We start from the raw sequence: 16,997 nt of genomic DNA on the forward strand, positions 1-16,997 counted from the left end.
GTAACGGCTTGAAAAAGGCCTGCTGGTGCGACTTATTCGTTGCGCATCAACGGGTAAAGCTCTTTGAGTAATTTGCGTCGGCTGATCACCAGTTGCCAACGATGTCCGCCCAACTGGCGCCACAACCGTGCCGAGCGAATACCGGCCAGGAGCAGGGCGCGGATTTTCGAGGCGTTGTTCGGTTGCTGCAGGTTGCGCATGTCGCCGTGGACCTGGATCCGCTGGCGCAATGTGCTCAAGGTGTCCTGGTACAGCGCACCGCAGGCGGCAACCACGTTTTCGTGGGCCGGGCCGAAGTGTTCCACTTGGGATTGGATTTGCGGCAGGCGCTTGCCGATGACCTCCAGCATGTCCTCGCGCTTGGCCAGTTGACGCTCCAGGCCGAGCATCGACAGGGCATAGCGCAACGGCTCGCGCTGCAGGGTGCTGGGGTCGCGCTCCAGGGCGCCGATCAGTGCGCGGTAGCCTTCACGCAGCGCCAGGTCGTCGCCCCCGTAGACTTCCAGGGTGTCCTTGGGGTCGCGGATCAACAGGCTGCCGAGCATGCAGGTCAAGCCTGCCTCGGTGACCTGGCCGGTCTTGGCGATCTTGTCCACCAGCACGGCGGCAAGGAAAACCCCGCCGAGTGCCGTCAATTGCTCCTGGGTCGGGCTCATGCCGGGTTGCTCCAGGCTTCGGCGACTTCAATCACGCCGCCGCCCAGGCAGATTTCGCCGTCATAGAACACCACGGACTGGCCCGGGGTGACCGCGCGTTGCGGGTCATCGAAGGTGGCCCGGTAGCCGGTGGCGGTTTTTTCCAGGGTGCAAGGCTGGTCGCCCTGGCGATAGCGCACTTTGGCGGTCAGGCGGCGTGGCGTGCTCAGGTCGATCGGGTTGACCCAATAGATCTCGGAAGCCAGCAGCGCGCCGGAGAACAGCAGCGGGTGTTCGTTGCCCTGGCCGACGATCAACACGTTATTGTCCAGGTCCTTGACCAGCACGTACCACGGCTCTTCACCGGCGTCTTTCAAGCCGCCGATGCCCAGGCCCTGGCGCTGGCCGATGGTGTGGTACATCAGGCCGTGGTGGCGGCCGATCACTTCACCGTCGGTGGTTTTGATTTCACCCGGCTGCGCCGGCAGGTATTGCTTGAGGAAGTCGCTGAAGCGGCGTTCGCCGATAAAGCAGATCCCGGTGGAATCCTTCTTCTTGGCGGTGGCCAGGCCATGTTTCTCGGCAATCTTGCGCACTTCGGGTTTTTCCAGCTCGCCCACCGGGAACAGGGTCTTGGCGATCTGTTCACCGCCGACGGCGTGCAGGAAGTAGCTCTGGTCCTTGTTCGGGTCCAGGCCCTTGAGCAGTTCGGTGCGGCCATCGATATCGCGGCGGCGCACGTAGTGGCCAGTGGCAATCAGGTCGGCGCCGAGCATCATGGCGTAGTCGAGGAACGCCTTGAACTTGATTTCACGGTTGCACAGGATGTCCGGGTTCGGCGTGCGGCCGGCCTTGTATTCGGCCAGGAAGTGCTCGAACACATTGTCCCAGTACTCGGCGGCGAAGTTGGCGGTGTGCAACTTGATGCCAATCTTGTCGCACACGGCCTGGGCGTCCGCCAGGTCGTCCATGGCGGTGCAGTATTCCGTTCCATCGTCTTCTTCCCAGTTCTTCATGAACAGGCCTTCCACCTCATAACCCTGCTCCATGAGCAGAACGGCGGAAACGGAAGAATCCACGCCGCCGGACATGCCGACGATAACGCGCTTCTTTTGTGTGTCAGAAGGGGCTGGATCACGCATAGGGTTTCAACGGGTGTCTTGAAAAAGGACGCGATTCTAGCAGGCCTGGGCCCGCAAGGCTAAAGAGAAGGGCGGATCAATTCCAGGCTGTGACGCTGGCCGGCCAGATAATCATCGATACAGCGGATGATCAGCTCACTGCGCCAGTCGTCGCGCAGCGCTATCAGCTCGTCACGGGTCAGCCAGCGGGCGCGCAGGATGCCTTCGTCGAGTTGATAGTCCGGGTGGTGCTTCAGGGCTTTGGCGGTGAAGCAGACCCGCTGGTAGGTCACGCCATTGCTGGGGGCGGTGTAGAGGTAGATGCCGACGATACCGGTGGCTTCGACGTCCCAGCCGGTTTCCTCGAGGGTTTCGCGAACCGCGGCTTGGATGAGGGTTTCATCCGGGTCGAGGTGGCCGGCAGGCTGGTTGAGCACGGCGCGACCGCCCTTGAGTTCCTCGACCATCAGGAAGCGGCCGTTGTCTTCGACGAGGGTGGCGACAGTAATGTGGGGTTGCCAGGTCATGGTTGCCTCTGGATTTAAGATGCGGTGCTGTCCTGGAACAGGATAACCGTCAGTGTGGGAGGGGGCTTGCCCCCGATGAGGGCGTGTCAGTTGATCTATCTGTGCCTGACCCACCGCTATCGGGGGCAAGCCCCCTCCCACATTTTGATTAGGTTTTTTCAGCAAAAAAGCACATAAAACAGAAACCCCGGCACAGGGCCGGGGCTTCTTTGCATCCTTACAACCTTACTTCAACTTGGCAATCGCCGCGTTGAGGGTGTTGCTTGGGCGCATGGCCTTGCTGGTCAGCTCAGGGTTCGGCGCGTAGTAGCCGCCGATGTCCACTGGCTTGCCCTGTACGGCGTTGAGCTCGGCCACGATGGTGGCTTCGTTCGCGGCCAGGGTCTTGGCCAGTTCGCCGAACTGCGCTTGCAGGGCAGTGTCTTCGGTCTGGGCGGCCAGGGCTTGAGCCCAGTACAGCGCCAGGTAGAAGTGGCTGCCGCGGTTGTCGATGTTGCCGACTTTGCGCGATGGCGACTTGTTGTTGTCAAGGAACTGGCCAGTGGCCTGGTCCAGGGTCTTGGACAGTACCAGGGCTTTTGGGTTGTTGTACGTCACACCCAAATGCTCAAGGGAGGCGGCCAGGGCCAGGAACTCGCCCAGGGAGTCCCAGCGCAGGAAGTTTTCTTCCAGCAGCTGCTGCACGTGTTTTGGAGCCGAACCGCCGGCGCCGGTTTCAAACAGGCCACCGCCGTTCATCAGCGGCACGATCGACAGCATCTTGGCGCTGGTGCCCAGTTCCATGATCGGGAACAGGTCGGTCAGGTAGTCGCGCAGTACGTTACCGGTCACCGAGATGGTGTCCAGGCCCTTGCGGGTACGCTCCAGGGTGAACTTCATCGCGTCGACCGGCGACATGATGCGGATGTCCAGGCCTTCGGTGTTGTGGTCTTTCAGGTAGGCCTGAACTTTCTCAACCACGACGCCATCGTGTGCACGCTTAGGGTCCAGCCAGAAAATGGCCGGGGTGTTGCTGGCGCGGGCACGGTTGACGGCCAGTTTGACCCAGTCCTGGATCGGCGCGTCTTGGGTCTGGCACATGCGGAAGATGTCGCCAGCCTCGACTTTCTGTTCCATCAGCAGGTTGCCCTTGCTGTCGGTCACGCGGACGACGCCGTCAGCCTTGACCTGGAAGGTCTTGTCGTGGGAGCCGTACTCTTCAGCCTTTTTCGCCATCAGGCCAACGTTTGGCACGCTGCCCATGGTGGTAGGGTCGAAAGCGCCGTTGGCTTTGCACTCTTCGATCACCGCCTGGTAGATGGTGGCGTAGCAGCGATCCGGGATCACGGCCTTGGTGTCGTGCAGTTGGCCGTCGGTGCCCCACATTTTGCCGGAGTCACGGATCATGGCCGGCATCGACGCGTCGACGATGACGTCGCTCGGTACGTGCAGGTTGGTGATGCCTTTGTCGGAATTGACCATCGCCAGGGAAGGGCGAGCGGCGTAGACCGCTTGAATGTCAGCTTCGATCTGCGCTTGCTGATCACTAGGCAAGGCCTTGATGCGCGCGTACAGGTCGCCGATGCCGTTGTTCAGGTTGAAGCCGATCTGTGCCAGCACGTCGGCGTGCTTGGCCAGGGCGTCTTTATAGAACTCGGCAACGATCTGGCCGAACATGATCGGGTCGGAGACCTTCATCATGGTGGCTTTCAGGTGAACCGACAGCAGTACGCCTTGTTTCTTGGCGTCTTCGATTTCAGCGGCGATGAAGCTGCGCAGGGCTTTTTTGCTCAGCACGGCGCTGTCGATGATTTCGCCGGCCTTGACCGTGGTCTTTTCTTTCAGGACGGTGGTAGTGCCGTCTTGAGCGACCAGCTCGATTTTGACAGCGTCAGCGGCTTCGATCTGTACGGATTTTTCGCTGCCGTAGAAGTCGCCGCTGCTCATGTGGGCAACGTGGGATTTGGAGTCGGCAGCCCAGGCGCCCATTTTGTGCGGGTGCTTGCGTGCATAGTTCTTGACCGACAGCGGAGCGCGACGGTCGGAGTTGCCTTCGCGCAGTACCGGGTTCACGGCGCTGCCCTTGACCTTGTCGTAACGTGCACGGGTTTCTTTTTCCGCGTCGGTGGTTACGGTTTCCGGGTAGTCCGGCAGGGCGTAGCCCTGGGCCTGCAATTCCTTGATCGCGGCTTGCAGCTGCGGGGTCGAGGCGCTGATGTTAGGCAGCTTGATGATGTTGGCTTCAGGTGTAACGGCCAGGTCGCCCAGTTCGGCGAGGTGGTCCGGGATAGCCTTGGTGCCCAGTTGCTCGGGGAAGCTTGCGAGGATGCGCCCTGCGAGGGAGATGTCGCGGGTTTCCACGGCAATATCAGCGGAAGCGGTGAAGGCCTCTACGATAGGCAGCAGTGAATAGGTGGCGAGGGCTGGGGCTTCGTCGGTGAAGGTATAGATGATCTTCGAGCGGGTGGGCATATTCGGATTAACTCTCTTCTTTGCTGAAAGCGTGCGCAGAAACTCGAGATGCGCCGGGTGGAGCGCGTTCGTTCAAAGTCATCCATGAGCGAAATGTCGAGGTTTCTTCGCGGTGATGTTGGGTTGCATCAGTCGAGCGTCAAGCGGGTGGACTATTGTATTAGCCCTGCTTTGTAGCGGAAGGCACTGTTCTAGAGCGGTCCGCCGTCGTGACTCTTTGGTCAGCGGCGGCATTATACATAGGTCGCTATGCTTACGCCGAGCCTTCATACAAAAGGTGTGTCGTCCATTGGTCTAAAGGTCGCAGGTGCCGGGTTACGCCTAAAGTCGCACGATGTGCTCAAGATTGGCGCTTTTCCCTTTGCTTTCAGGCTTGTAGGCGACAATTTATGCTGTTTTCGATGCAAATGAGCATGGCGCGAGGTTTCAGTCGCCATTTATCTGGAGTAGGCTCGAACGCAGCCAGATGTTCAATCCATAGATGGAGTTCAGCATGGGATACAAGAAGATTCAGGTTCCGGCAGTCGGCGACAAAATCACCGTCAATGCAGACCATTCTCTCAATGTTCCTGACCAACCGATCATCCCTTACATCGAAGGTGACGGTATTGGCGTCGACATCAGCCCGGTGATGATCAAGGTGGTCGACGCAGCTGTTGAAAAGGCCTACGGCGGCAAGCGCAAAATCTCGTGGATGGAGGTTTACGCCGGTGAGAAGGCGACCCAAGTCTACGACCAGGACACCTGGCTGCCTCAGGAAACCCTGGATGCGGTCAAGGATTACGTGGTGTCCATCAAGGGGCCGCTGACCACGCCGGTCGGTGGCGGCATCCGTTCGCTGAACGTGGCCCTGCGTCAGCAACTCGACCTGTACGTGTGCCTGCGGCCGGTGCGCTGGTTCGAAGGCGTGCCCAGCCCGGTCAAGAAGCCAGGCGATGTGGACATGACCATCTTCCGCGAGAACTCCGAAGACATTTACGCCGGGATCGAATGGAAGGCCGGTTCGCCGGAGGCCACCAAGGTCATCAAGTTCCTCAAGGAAGAAATGGGCGTCACCAAGATCCGTTTCGACCAGGATTGCGGGATCGGCATCAAGCCGGTATCGCTGGAGGGCACCAAGCGTCTGGCGCGCAAGGCCCTGCAATATGTGGTGGATAATGACCGCGATTCGCTGACTATCGTGCACAAAGGCAACATCATGAAGTTCACCGAAGGGGCCTTCAAGGAGTGGGCCTACGAAGTGGCGGCCGAAGAGTTCGGCGCGACGCTGCTCGATGGTGGGCCGTGGATGCAGTTCAAGAACCCGAAGACCGGCAAGAATGTAGTGGTCAAGGATGCGATTGCCGACGCGATGCTCCAGCAAATCCTGCTGCGTCCGGCTGAGTATGACGTGATCGCCACCCTCAACCTGAACGGTGACTACCTGTCTGATGCCCTGGCGGCGGAAGTGGGCGGTATCGGTATCGCGCCGGGGGCTAACTTGTCCGACACCGTGGCGATGTTCGAGGCAACCCATGGTACTGCGCCTAAATATGCAGGCAAGGACCAGGTCAACCCAGGTTCGTTGATTCTGTCGGCAGAGATGATGTTGCGCCATATGGGCTGGACCGAGGCGGCTGACTTGATTATCAAGGGCACCAACGGTGCGATTTCGGCCAAGACCGTGACCTACGACTTCGAACGCCTGATGGAGGGCGCGAAACTGGTGTCGTCGTCGGGCTTTGGTGATGCGTTGATTTCGCATATGTAATCGCGCGGGCATAAAAAACGGCCATCCCGAGTTGATTGGGGTGGCCGTTTTTTTATCGCAAGCTACACGCTCGGCGGCGAGTCAGGCCGTTTGTTTCTTTTCTGCTTCGCTCGCACGTGCTGCTGGGCTCGCAATGACTTCTTTCACTGTGTCGATATTCACGGCGTGCAGTCCTTTAGGGCCTTGAATGATCTCAAAGCTGACTGCTTGTCCAGCTTTCAGCGTTTTGTATCCGTCCATGATGATCGCTGAAAAGTGCGCAAACAGGTCCTCGGATTTACCGTCTTCAATGATAAAACCGTACCCCTTGGCATTGTTAAACCATTTGACCTTGCCACTGATCTTGACGCCAGACATACCCATATCCCTCTGCACCAGACTCCATCACTGGAGTATCATCCAGTTTATCCGTCCTAACCCGAATAAATAAGGTTGACTGCGCGGACCTTTTTTACCCACTGTGGGTTCTATTGGTTGTAACACCGTTTCGCCGATAGTCAAGGCGACCGATCGGTCAGCAGTTGAAATTCTGACAGGTCGCCCCCACCACTGTATTTGAACCACTGACGAACCTTTCTTTCCATGCATGCAATCAGCCAGATTCGACTAACATTCAATCAGGATCGACCGGATCACGAACACGATGACGACGGTTCTGCAGGCATTGCTGTTCAGGAGGCCAAGCCTGCTTTACAGGCGCCGCCGATGTACAAGGTGGTTTTGTTCAATGATGACTACACACCGATGGATTTCGTGGTCGAAGTGCTCGAGGTGTTTTTTAACCTGAACCGCGAGTTGGCGACCAAGGTAATGCTGGCCGTTCACACAGAAGGACGGGCAGTATGTGGAGTGTTTACCCGCGACATCGCCGAGACAAAGGCCATGCAGGTCAACCAGTACGCCAGGGAAAGCCAGCATCCGCTACTCTGTGAAATCGAGAAGGACGGTTAACGCCGACCACTTGGGTATGAGGTGAAGCTATGTTAAACCGCGAGCTCGAAGTCACCCTCAATCTTGCCTTCAAGGAGGCCCGTTCGAAGCGTCATGAATTCATGACCGTCGAACACCTGCTGCTGGCACTTTTGGATAACGAAGCTGCCGCCACCGTTCTACGTGCGTGCGGCGCCAACCTCGACAAACTCAAGCACGATCTGCAGGAGTTTATCGACTCCACCACGCCACTGATCCCCGTGCATGACGAGGACCGTGAAACCCAGCCAACCCTGGGCTTTCAGCGGGTATTGCAGCGCGCTGTTTTCCACGTTCAGAGCTCCGGTAAGCGTGAAGTCACGGGCGCCAATGTGCTTGTGGCCATTTTCAGCGAACAGGAAAGCCAGGCAGTGTTCCTGCTCAAACAGCAGAGCGTTGCCCGTATTGATGTCGTCAATTACATCGCCCACGGTATCTCCAAAGTGCCTGGGCACGGCGATCATTCCGAGGGTGAGCAGGAAATGCAGGACGACGAGGGCGGTGAGTCTTCTTCTTCGGGCAATCCACTGGATGCCTATGCCAGCAACCTCAACGAACTGGCGCGCCAGGGGCGGATCGATCCGCTGGTGGGGCGCGAGCTTGAGGTTGAGCGTGTAGCGCAGATCCTCGCGCGTCGTCGCAAGAACAACCCGTTGCTGGTGGGTGAGGCGGGCGTGGGTAAAACCGCGATTGCCGAAGGCCTGGCCAAGCGCATCGTCGATAACCAGGTGCCGGACCTGCTGGCAAACAGCGTCGTCTACTCCCTGGACCTGGGCGCCTTGCTCGCCGGGACCAAATACCGTGGCGATTTCGAGAAACGCTTCAAGGCGTTGCTGGGTGAACTGAAAAAACGCCCTCAGGCGATTTTGTTCATCGACGAGATCCACACCATCATCGGTGCCGGTGCGGCGTCCGGCGGGGTAATGGATGCCTCCAACCTGCTCAAACCGCTGCTCTCGTCGGGTGATATCCGCTGCATCGGTTCGACCACGTTCCAGGAATTCCGTGGCATCTTTGAGAAAGACCGTGCCTTGGCGCGTCGCTTCCAGAAGGTCGACGTGTCCGAGCCTTCAGTCGAAGACACCATCGGTATCCTGCGCGGGCTCAAGGGGCGTTTCGAAGCGCACCATGGCATCGAGTACACCGATGAGGCTCTGCGTGCGGCTGCTGAGCTCGCATCGCGCTACATCAATGACCGGCACATGCCGGACAAAGCCATCGATGTGATCGACGAGGCGGGCGCTTACCAGCGCCTGCAGCCGGTCGAGAAGCGTGTGAAGCGCATCGACGTTGCTCAGGTTGAGGACATCGTGGCCAAGATCGCGCGGATTCCGCCTAAGCACGTCAACAGTTCCGATAAGGAATTGCTGCGTAACTTGGAGCGCGACCTGAAACTCACCGTATTCGGCCAGGATGCAGCCATCGACGCGCTGTCCACCGCGATCAAGCTGTCGCGTGCGGGCCTCAAGTCGCCGGACAAGCCTGTCGGTTCGTTCCTGTTCGCAGGCCCGACCGGCGTCGGCAAGACCGAAGCGGCACGGCAGTTGGCCAAGGCTATGGGCATTGAGCTGGTGCGGTTCGACATGTCCGAGTACATGGAGCGCCACACGGTATCGCGCCTGATCGGTGCGCCTCCGGGTTATGTCGGTTTCGACCAAGGCGGCCTGTTGACCGAAGCGATCACCAAGCAGCCGCACTGCGTATTGCTGCTCGATGAAATCGAGAAGGCTCACCCCGAAGTCTTCAACCTGCTGCTGCAGGTGATGGACCACGGCACCCTGACCGACAACAACGGGCGCAAGGCGGACTTCCGCAATGTGATCGTGATCATGACCACCAACGCCGGTGCCGAAACGGCTGCGCGGGCTTCGATCGGCTTCAGTCATCAAGATCACTCTTCCGATGCAATGGAAGTGATCAAGAAGAGCTTCACGCCGGAGTTCCGCAACCGTCTGGATACCATTATCCAGTTTGGTCGCCTCAGCCATGAGGTCATCAAAAGCGTGGTGGACAAGTTCCTCACCGAGCTTCAGGCGCAGTTGGAAGACAAGCGCGTGCAACTGGAAGTCTCCGAAGCGGCGCGCAGTTGGATCGCCGAGGGTGGCTACGACGCGGCAATGGGCGCACGCCCAATGGCACGTCTGATCCAGGACAAGATCAAGCGGCCATTGGCCGAAGAGATCCTGTTCGGCGAGCTCTCCGACCATGGTGGCGTGGTGCACATCGACCTCAAGGATGGCGAGCTGACCTTCGAGTTCGAAACCACAGCTGAAATGGCCTGATCGATAGCTGCGGGCGCCAATGTGGGAGGGGGCTTGCTCCCGATAGCGGTAGATCAGTCACTCATGTAGCGACTGAAGCACTGCTATCGGGGGCAAGCCCTCTCCCACATTTGGTTTTGGCGCTTTGTAAATAGCACGCACACAAAAACGCCCGGCATAACCGGGCGTCTTGTATTGACTTGCTTAGCGAGCGCGGTAAGTGATGCGCCCTTTGCTCAAGTCATAGGGCGTCAGCTCGACGCGCACTTTGTCACCGGTAAGAATACGAATGTAGTTCTTGCGCATCTTGCCGGAGATATGCGCGGTTACGACGTGCCCATTTTCCAACTCCACACGAAACATGGTGTTGGGCAGGGTGTCGACGACAGTGCCTTCCATTTCGAAGCTGTCTTCTTTCGACATGCAGTAAAGCCCTCGGTATCCAGTGAATGGCCCGGTGCAACTGCGCCAGGCAAAAGCGGCGTGCATTGTGCCCGAAAAAGGGTGTTTAAGCCAAGGGGTTCTAGTTAAGTGTTACCCATCTTTGATTAATCAGCAGTTCAATAGGCCGATATTGGGTCTTGTAATTCATCTTTTTGCAGTTCTTGATCCAGTATCCGAGGTACACCGCCTCCAGTTCCTGGCGCAGTGCCTCACCGATTTGCCAGAGGATCGCAAAGCGTCCCAGGCTGCGGCGTTCTTCGGCCGGCTCGTAGAAGGTGTAGACCGCTGACAGGCCGTTAGGCAGCAAATCGGTCACGGCAACGGCCACCAGTCGGCCGTCTGCACGAAACTCGTAGAAGCGCGAGAAGGGCAGGTCGCGCACCAGGAAGGTAGAAAACTGGTCGCGACTGGGCGGGAACATATCGCCATCGGCGTGCCGCTCCTCAATATAGCGCTGGTAAAGGTCGAAGTATTCTTCGGTAAACCGAGGCTTGGCCGGCATCACTGTGAGGTCGGCGTTGCGCTTGAGGATGCGTTTCTGGTTGCGGTCCGGCAGAAACTGCGCCACGGGGATGCGTGCCGGTACACAGGCATTGCAGTTCTGGCAGTGAGGCCGGTACAGATGATCGCCGCTGCGCCGAAAACCCATCTCCGACAGGTCGGCATACACATGCACGTCCATAGGCTGGCTGGGGTCGAGGAACAGCGTGGTGGCCTGCTCGTCGGGCAGATAGCTGCAAGAGTGGGGTTGAGTGGCATAAAACTTCAAACGCGCCAACTCGGTCATGATCAACCCTCGGATAAGCTTTCAAATAAGTGTAAGCCAGGAGCGCGCAAGTCGCCTAAGAAACCCACGGTCCAGTGTTGGGTTGGTCCAGATGGTCGCGCAGGAAACCTGCGAAGTCGCTGCGGGAGATGGCACGGGCACCCAGGCTGTGCAGGTGGTCATTGGGCATCTGGCAGTCGATCAGTACAAAACCCCAGGCCTGCAATTGGCGGGTCAGGGTGGCGAAGCCGAATTTTGAGGCGTTGTCGGCGCGGCTGAACATGGATTCGCCGAAAAACAGCTGGCCCATCGCCAGGCCATACAGGCCGCCCACCAGTTCACCGTTGTCCCAGACCTCCACCGAATGCGCATAGCCGCGCTGGTGCAGTGCCAAGTAGGCGTTCTGGATGCTCTGGGTGATCCAGGTGCCGTCGGCATAGGCGCGCGGTGCTGCGCACGCTTGAATGACGGCAGCGAAGTCTTGGTCGAAGGTCACGGTGTAGCGCTGCTGGCGCAACAATTTGCCCAGGCTGCGCGATATATGCAGCTCGTCGGGGAATATCACCGTGCGGGGATCGGGCGACCACCAGAGGATCGGCTGGCCCTGCGAAAACCACGGGAAACAACCGTGGCGGTAGGCTTGGATCAGTCGCTCGGCCGATAAATCGCCACCGGCCGCGAGCAGGCCATTGGGTTCGCGCATGGCTTTGGCCAGCGGGGGGAAAGTCAGTGAGTCGCGTTGTAACCAGGTCAGCATGGCATCCAGGCTTACGGAAGGGGAGGGGAGTGGGCAGCGATGGTGTCTGCCCCAAGGGTTGATTATTGTCGACACAGCGCTCTGGGGCCAGTCCGAATCGGCCATTGACGCGCATTAGCGTGAGCGGGTGTTTCTGCAACTCTCTGCATAAGGCGTGGTCGTAATCGGGTCTGGCCCATGCAGGCATTTTGCCAAGCTTGCCTGGATTAGTAAAAACAGCTCATAAGCCTTTGTCAGCAAAGACAATGCATGCTCAAATTGGGCCTCTTGTGAGATGTCATTGGCCAGGCTGTTTGAAGAACGCCAAGCGGCGTGGCATCAGGCACACAAACCCGTACAATGCGGCCATTGTGGCGCTGCTGTCATTTCATCCAGCAATCGCCCGGTGTTAAAAGTAGATTCAACTACGCTCGTTCATTTTTCAGCTGCTCGGATTGGGCAGTATTTGCAGTCATTCAACAGATGGACGCGCTAAAGGCGCAGGAAAAGACCCGTTTTGAAGAAATCCGCCGCAACACCTAAAGCAGCAGTCGTGCCCGCTTGGCGCCAGCACCTGCATTATCGCCTCAAGGAAGGTGCGTTGATCGCCATCGGCGCGCTGTGCCTGTTCCTGATGATGGCCTTGCTGACGTACGGCAAGGACGATCCGGGCTGGAGCCATAACAGCAAGATCGAAGACGTGCAGAACTTCGGTGGGCCTGCCGGCTCCTACAGCGCCGATATCCTGTTCATGGTGCTGGGTTACTTCGCCTATATCTTCCCATTGCTGCTGGCGATCAAGACCTGGCAGATCTTCCGCCAGCGTCACGAGCCGTGGCAGTGGAGCGGCTGGCTGTTCTCCTGGCGGCTGATCGGCTTGGTGTTCCTGGTGTTGTCCGGGGCGGCATTGGCGCACATTCATTTCCATGCACCCACCGGTCTGCCGGCGGGCGCGGGCGGGGCTCTGGGCGAAAGCCTCGGCGACCTGGCGCGCAAGACCCTGAATATCCAGGGCAGCACCCTGATGTTCATCGCGCTGTTCCTGTTCGGCCTCACCGTGTTCACCGACCTGTCGTGGTTCAAGGTGATGGACGTGACCGGCAAGATCACCCTCGACCTGCTGGAGCTGTTCCAGGGCGCCGCCAACCGCTGGTGGGCGGCCCGCGTCGAGCGCAAGCGCATGGTGGCGCAGCTGCGTGAAGTGGACACCCGCGTCAACGAAGTCGTGGCCCCGAGCACACCGGACCGGCGTGAGCAGGCCAAGGTCAAGGAACGCCTGATCGAACGCGAGCAGGCCCTGAGCAAACACATGTCGGACCGCGAGAAGCAGGTGCCGCCGGTGATCGCTCCCGCGCCGCCTAAACCGGCCGAGCCGAGCCACCGCGTGCAGAAAGAGAAGCAGGCGCCGCTGTTCGTCGACAGCGCCGTCGAAGGCACCTTGCCGCCGATCTCGATCCTTGACCCGGCCGAAAAGAAACAACTCAACTATTCGCCGGAATCCCTGGCGGCCGTCGGCCATCTGCTGGAAATCAAGCTCAAGGAATTCGGCGTTGAAGTGTCGGTGGACTCCATCCACCCAGGCCCGGTGATTACCCGGTATGAAATCCAGCCAGCCGCGGGGGTGAAGGTCAGCCGTATCTCCAACCTGGCGAAGGATTTGGCCCGTTCCCTGGCCGTAACCAGCGTGCGCGTGGTGGAAGTCATCCCCGGCAAGACCACCGTGGGTATCGAGATTCCCAACGAAGACCGCCAGATCGTGCGCTTCTCCGAGGTACTGTCGACGCCGGAATACGACAACTTCAAATCGCCGGTCACCCTGGCCCTGGGTCACGACATCGGCGGCAAGCCGGTGATCACCGACCTGGCGAAAATGCCCCACCTGCTGGTGGCCGGTACCACCGGCTCGGGTAAGTCGGTGGGTGTGAACGCGATGATCCTGTCGATCCTGTTCAAGTCCGGCCCGGACGACGCCAAGCTGATCATGATCGACCCGAAGATGTTGGAATTGTCGATCTACGAAGGCATCCCGCACCTGCTGTGCCCGGTGGTGACCGACATGAAGGACGCCGCCAACGCCCTGCGCTGGAGCGTGGCCGAGATGGAGCGTCGCTACAAGCTGATGGCGAAGATGGGCGTACGGAACCTGTCGGGCTTCAACGCCAAGGTCAAGGAAGCCCAGGATGCCGGCACACCGCTGACCGATCCGCTGTACAAGCGCGAAAGCATTCACGACGAAGCGCCGTTGTTGACCAAGCTGCCGACCATCGTGGTGGTGGTCGACGAATTCGCCGACATGATGATGATCGTCGGCAAGAAGGTTGAGGAACTGATCGCGCGTATTGCCCAGAAGGCCCGTGCCGCCGGTATTCACTTGATTCTTGCGACCCAGCGTCCGTCGGTGGACGTGATCACCGGCCTGATCAAGGCCAACATTCCGACGCGCATGGCGTTCCAGGTGTCGAGCAAGATCGACTCACGGACCATCATCGACCAGGGCGGCGCCGAACAACTGCTCGGCCATGGTGACATGCTCTACATGCCACCGGGCACCAGCCTGCCGATCCGGGTTCACGGCGCCTTCGTTTCCGACGATGAAGTCCACCGTGTGGTGGAAGCCTGGAAACTGCGCGGTGCGCCGGAGTACAACGACGACATCCTCGCGGGCGTTGAAGAGGCCGGCAGTGGCTTTGACGGCGGCAGCAGTGGTGGCGACGATGATGCCGAGACCGACGCGTTGTACGACGAAGCCGTGGCCTTTGTGCTGGAAAGCCGTCGCGCCTCGATCTCGGCGGTACAGCGCAAGCTGAAAATCGGCTACAACCGCGCCGCCCGCATGATCGAAGCCATGGAAAACGCCGGCGTCGTCACCGCAATGAACACCAACGGTTCGCGCGAAGTCATTGCCCCCGGGCAGATGCGCGACTGATCCCGTGCCGCGTGGCAACACGCGGCGCGCCCTGACTACTCAATGAGGACTCCCATGCGTCTTATCCGCATGCTGTTGTTGCCGGCACTGGCCCTGACTGCTGTTTCGGCGCACGCCGACCCGGCCTCCGTCGCCAGCCTGAAGAACCTGCTGGACAAATCCCAGACCCTGACCGCGCGCTTCTCCCAGATGACCCTGGATGCCGGTGGCACCCAGTTGCAGGAAACTGCCGGCGAAATGGCCGTGCAGCGCCCTGGCCTGTTCTACTGGCACACCGAAGGCAAGGCCGAGCAAACCATCGTTTCCGACGGCCAGAAGGTCACCCTGTGGGACCCGGACCTGGAGCAAGCGACCATCAAGAAGCTCGACCCGCGCTTGAACCAGACCCCGGCGCTGTTGCTGTCGGGTGATGTGTCGAAGATCAACGACAGTTTCGACATCACCTCCAAGCAAACCAGCAACGTGATCGAGTTCACCCTCAAGCCGAAATCCAAGGACACGCTGTTTGACACACTGTCCCTGTCGTTCGGCAACGGCGTGATCAATAACATGCGCCTGGTCGACAGCGTCGGCCAGCGCACCGATATCCTGTTCTCCGGGGTCAAGGCCAACCAGCCGGTGCCCGCGTCCAAGTTCAAGTTCGACATCCCCAAGGGTGCCGACGTGATCCAGGAATAATCTAGAGGTTTCAAACGCTGCCCATGGATCTGTTTCGAAGTGACCCGATTGCCCAGCCTTTGGCGGCGCGCTTGCGTTCGACCAACCTGGATGAGTACGTCGGTCAGGAACACCTGCTCGCTCGCGGCAAGCCTTTGCGCGAAGCCCTGGAGCAGGGCGCGCTGCATTCGATGATTTTCTGGGGGCCGCCGGGAGTGGGTAAGACCACCCTGGCACGGCTGCTGGCGAAGGTCTCGGATGCACACTTCGAAACGGTCTCGGCGGTGCTCGCCGGGGTCAAGGAGATCCGCCAGGCGGTGGAAGTCGCCAAGCAGCAGGCCGGGCAATACGGTAAGCGCACCATCCTGTTTGTCGATGAAGTGCATCGCTTCAACAAGTCGCAGCAGGATGCGTTCCTGCCTTATGTCGAAGACGGCACGCTGATTTTTATCGGCGCCACCACCGAAAACCCTTCGTTTGAGTTGAACAACGCCTTGCTCTCGCGGGCGCGGGTCTACGTACTCAAGAGCCTGGATGAAGTGGCGATGCAGAAGCTGCTGCACCGCGCCTTGAACGAAGACAAGGGGTTGGGCAAGCGGCAACTCAGCGTGAGCGAAGAGGGTTTCAAAATCCTGCTCACCGCCGCCGATGGCGATGGCCGCCGCTTTCTCAACCTGTTGGAGAACGCCTCCGACCTGGCCGAAGACGGCGGTGAGATTGGCGTCGACCTGCTGCAAAGCTTGCTCGGTGATACGCGCCGGCGTTTCGACAAGGGCGGCGAAGCCTTCTACGATCAGATTTCGGCGCTGCACAAATCCGTACGCGGGTCTAACCCGGACGGCGCGTTGTATTGGTTTGCGCGGATGATCGACGGTGGTTGCGACCCGCTGTACCTCGCCCGCCGCGTGGTGCGCATGGCCAGCGAAGACATCGGCAACGCCGATCCGCGCGCCTTGAGCCTGTGCCTCGCCGCCTGGGACGTGCAGGAGCGCCTGGGCAGCCCGGAAGGCGAGTTGGCCGTGGCCCAGGCAATCACCTACCTGGCGTGTGCGCCAAAGAGCAATGCGGTCTACATGGGCTTCAAGTCCGCACTGCGCGCCGCCGCCGAACACGGTTCCCTCGAAGTGCCGATGCATTTGCGCAACGCGCCGACCAAGCTGATGAAACAGCTGGGTTATGGCGATGAATACCGTTATGCCCACGATGAGCCGGATGCCTACGCGGCCGGTGAAGACTACTTCCCCGATGAGCTTGAGCCGCTGCCGCTCTATCAACCCGTGCCCCGTGGCCTGGAGCTGAAAATCGGTGAAAAGCTCAATCACCTCGCGCAACTCGACCGGCTCAGCCCCAAACAACGGAGAAAGTAGTGTTTAAGACGATTCTTGCCGTGTCCGCAGCCGGCATCGCTGGTACATTATTGCGTTTCGCCGCTGGCACCTGGGTCAGCGCCAACTGGCCGAAGCATTTTTATGCGGCGACCCTGGCGGTCAACCTGGTGGGCTGCCTGATCATCGGGCTCTTGTACGGCTGGTTCCTGTTGCGCCCGGAAGTGCCGATTGAAATTCGTGCCGGCTTGATTGTCGGCTTTGTAGGCGGTCTGACGACCTTTTCATCCTTTTCACTGGATACGCTGCGCCTGCTGGAAAGCGGGCAGGCCCTGATAGCCTTCGGGTACCTGGGCATCAGCGTGTTCGGCGGGCTGCTCGCCACCTGGGCCGGCCTGTCCTTGACCAAACTTTGATAAACGAGAGACC

The 16,997-nt window shown here is 59.5% G+C and carries 15 protein-coding genes; 7 read left to right on the top strand and 8 right to left on the bottom strand.

What is annotated here, in order from left to right:
- Nucleotides 1–32 precede the first annotated feature (32 nt).
- The 4 genes from hflD to AC3ZU9_RS04680 all read right to left on the bottom strand — a co-directional run bounded on the left by hflD (nt 33) and on the right by AC3ZU9_RS04680 (nt 4,734).
- Complete coding sequence (gene hflD, locus AC3ZU9_RS04665; RefSeq protein ID WP_012724946.1) at nt 33–656, bottom strand: high frequency lysogenization protein HflD; 624 nt, start codon at nt 654–656, stop codon at nt 33–35.
- Nucleotides 653–1,777 (bottom strand): tRNA 2-thiouridine(34) synthase MnmA, encoded by a 1,125-nt coding sequence (mnmA, locus tag AC3ZU9_RS04670; protein ID WP_012724945.1) that lies wholly within the window; start codon nt 1,775–1,777, stop codon nt 653–655. The genes hflD and mnmA overlap by 4 nt, the downstream gene beginning before the upstream one ends.
- A 59-nt stretch (nt 1,778–1,836) precedes the next feature.
- Nucleotides 1,837–2,283 carry an NUDIX hydrolase gene (locus AC3ZU9_RS04675; protein WP_122811579.1) on the bottom strand — a complete coding sequence of 149 codons (447 nt, stop codon included), beginning with the start codon at nt 2,281–2,283 and terminating at the stop codon, nt 1,837–1,839.
- Between the two features lie 225 nt (nt 2,284–2,508).
- Entirely contained in the window at nt 2,509–4,734 is a 2,226-nt protein-coding gene (locus AC3ZU9_RS04680; protein ID WP_012724943.1) for an NADP-dependent isocitrate dehydrogenase, read from the bottom strand.
- A gap of 493 nt (nt 4,735–5,227) precedes the next feature.
- On the opposite strand from AC3ZU9_RS04680, the gene icd reads away from it, so the two are divergent.
- Nucleotides 5,228–6,484 carry an NADP-dependent isocitrate dehydrogenase gene (gene icd, locus AC3ZU9_RS04685; protein WP_046035525.1) on the top strand — a complete coding sequence of 419 codons (1,257 nt, stop codon included), beginning with the start codon at nt 5,228–5,230 and terminating at the stop codon, nt 6,482–6,484.
- A gap of 81 nt (nt 6,485–6,565) precedes the next feature.
- Here the strand turns inward: icd and cspD are convergent, their stop codons facing one another.
- On the bottom strand, nt 6,566–6,841 hold the full coding sequence (cspD, locus tag AC3ZU9_RS04690; RefSeq protein ID WP_012724941.1) for a cold shock domain-containing protein CspD: 276 nt from the start codon (nt 6,839–6,841) through the stop codon (nt 6,566–6,568).
- A 225-nt stretch (nt 6,842–7,066) separates the two neighbouring features.
- On the opposite strand from cspD, the gene clpS reads away from it, so the two are divergent.
- Both clpS and clpA read left to right on the top strand, forming a co-directional pair.
- Nucleotides 7,067–7,435, top strand: coding sequence for an ATP-dependent Clp protease adapter ClpS (clpS, locus tag AC3ZU9_RS04695; protein WP_010567912.1), 369 nt, complete (start codon nt 7,067–7,069; stop codon nt 7,433–7,435).
- A 29-nt stretch (nt 7,436–7,464) separates the two neighbouring features.
- Nucleotides 7,465–9,735, top strand: a complete 2,271-nt coding sequence (gene clpA, locus AC3ZU9_RS04700) for an ATP-dependent Clp protease ATP-binding subunit ClpA (protein ID WP_012724940.1) — start codon at nt 7,465–7,467, stop codon at nt 9,733–9,735.
- A 183-nt stretch (nt 9,736–9,918) separates the two neighbouring features.
- Here the strand turns inward: clpA and infA are convergent, their stop codons facing one another.
- The 3 genes from infA to aat all read right to left on the bottom strand — a co-directional run bounded on the left by infA (nt 9,919) and on the right by aat (nt 11,681).
- Nucleotides 9,919–10,137 (bottom strand): translation initiation factor IF-1, encoded by a 219-nt coding sequence (infA, locus tag AC3ZU9_RS04705; RefSeq protein WP_002553999.1) that lies wholly within the window; start codon nt 10,135–10,137, stop codon nt 9,919–9,921.
- Nucleotides 10,138–10,237: 100 nt separating this feature from the next.
- Nucleotides 10,238–10,945: an arginyltransferase gene (locus AC3ZU9_RS04710; RefSeq protein WP_012724939.1), complete on the bottom strand. Its 708-nt coding sequence runs from the start codon at nt 10,943–10,945 to the stop codon at nt 10,238–10,240.
- A gap of 55 nt (nt 10,946–11,000) precedes the next feature.
- The gene (gene aat / locus AC3ZU9_RS04715) at nt 11,001–11,681 is read right to left on the bottom strand and encodes a leucyl/phenylalanyl-tRNA--protein transferase (protein WP_012724938.1); all 681 of its coding nucleotides are present in this window, start codon (nt 11,679–11,681) and stop codon (nt 11,001–11,003) included.
- Between the two features lie 496 nt (nt 11,682–12,177).
- On the opposite strand from aat, the gene AC3ZU9_RS04720 reads away from it, so the two are divergent.
- The 4 genes from AC3ZU9_RS04720 to crcB are packed head-to-tail and all read left to right on the top strand — an operon-like array spanning nt 12,178 to nt 16,984.
- Nucleotides 12,178–14,586 carry a DNA translocase FtsK gene (locus AC3ZU9_RS04720; RefSeq protein ID WP_012724937.1) on the top strand — a complete coding sequence of 803 codons (2,409 nt, stop codon included), beginning with the start codon at nt 12,178–12,180 and terminating at the stop codon, nt 14,584–14,586.
- Between the two features lie 54 nt (nt 14,587–14,640).
- A complete protein-coding gene (gene lolA, locus AC3ZU9_RS04725) occupies nt 14,641–15,264 on the top strand; it encodes an outer membrane lipoprotein periplasmic chaperone LolA (RefSeq protein ID WP_064055398.1) in 624 nt (207 codons plus the stop codon).
- A 23-nt stretch (nt 15,265–15,287) separates the two neighbouring features.
- The gene (locus AC3ZU9_RS04730; protein ID WP_012724935.1) at nt 15,288–16,610 is read left to right on the top strand and encodes a replication-associated recombination protein A; all 1,323 of its coding nucleotides are present in this window, start codon (nt 15,288–15,290) and stop codon (nt 16,608–16,610) included.
- Nucleotides 16,610–16,984, top strand: a complete 375-nt coding sequence (gene crcB / locus AC3ZU9_RS04735; RefSeq protein ID WP_012724934.1) for a fluoride efflux transporter CrcB — start codon at nt 16,610–16,612, stop codon at nt 16,982–16,984. Before AC3ZU9_RS04730 ends, crcB begins: the two co-directional genes overlap by 1 nt.
- Nucleotides 16,985–16,997: the final 13 nt, after the last annotated feature.

The organism is Pseudomonas sp. A39, from assembly GCF_058145955.1.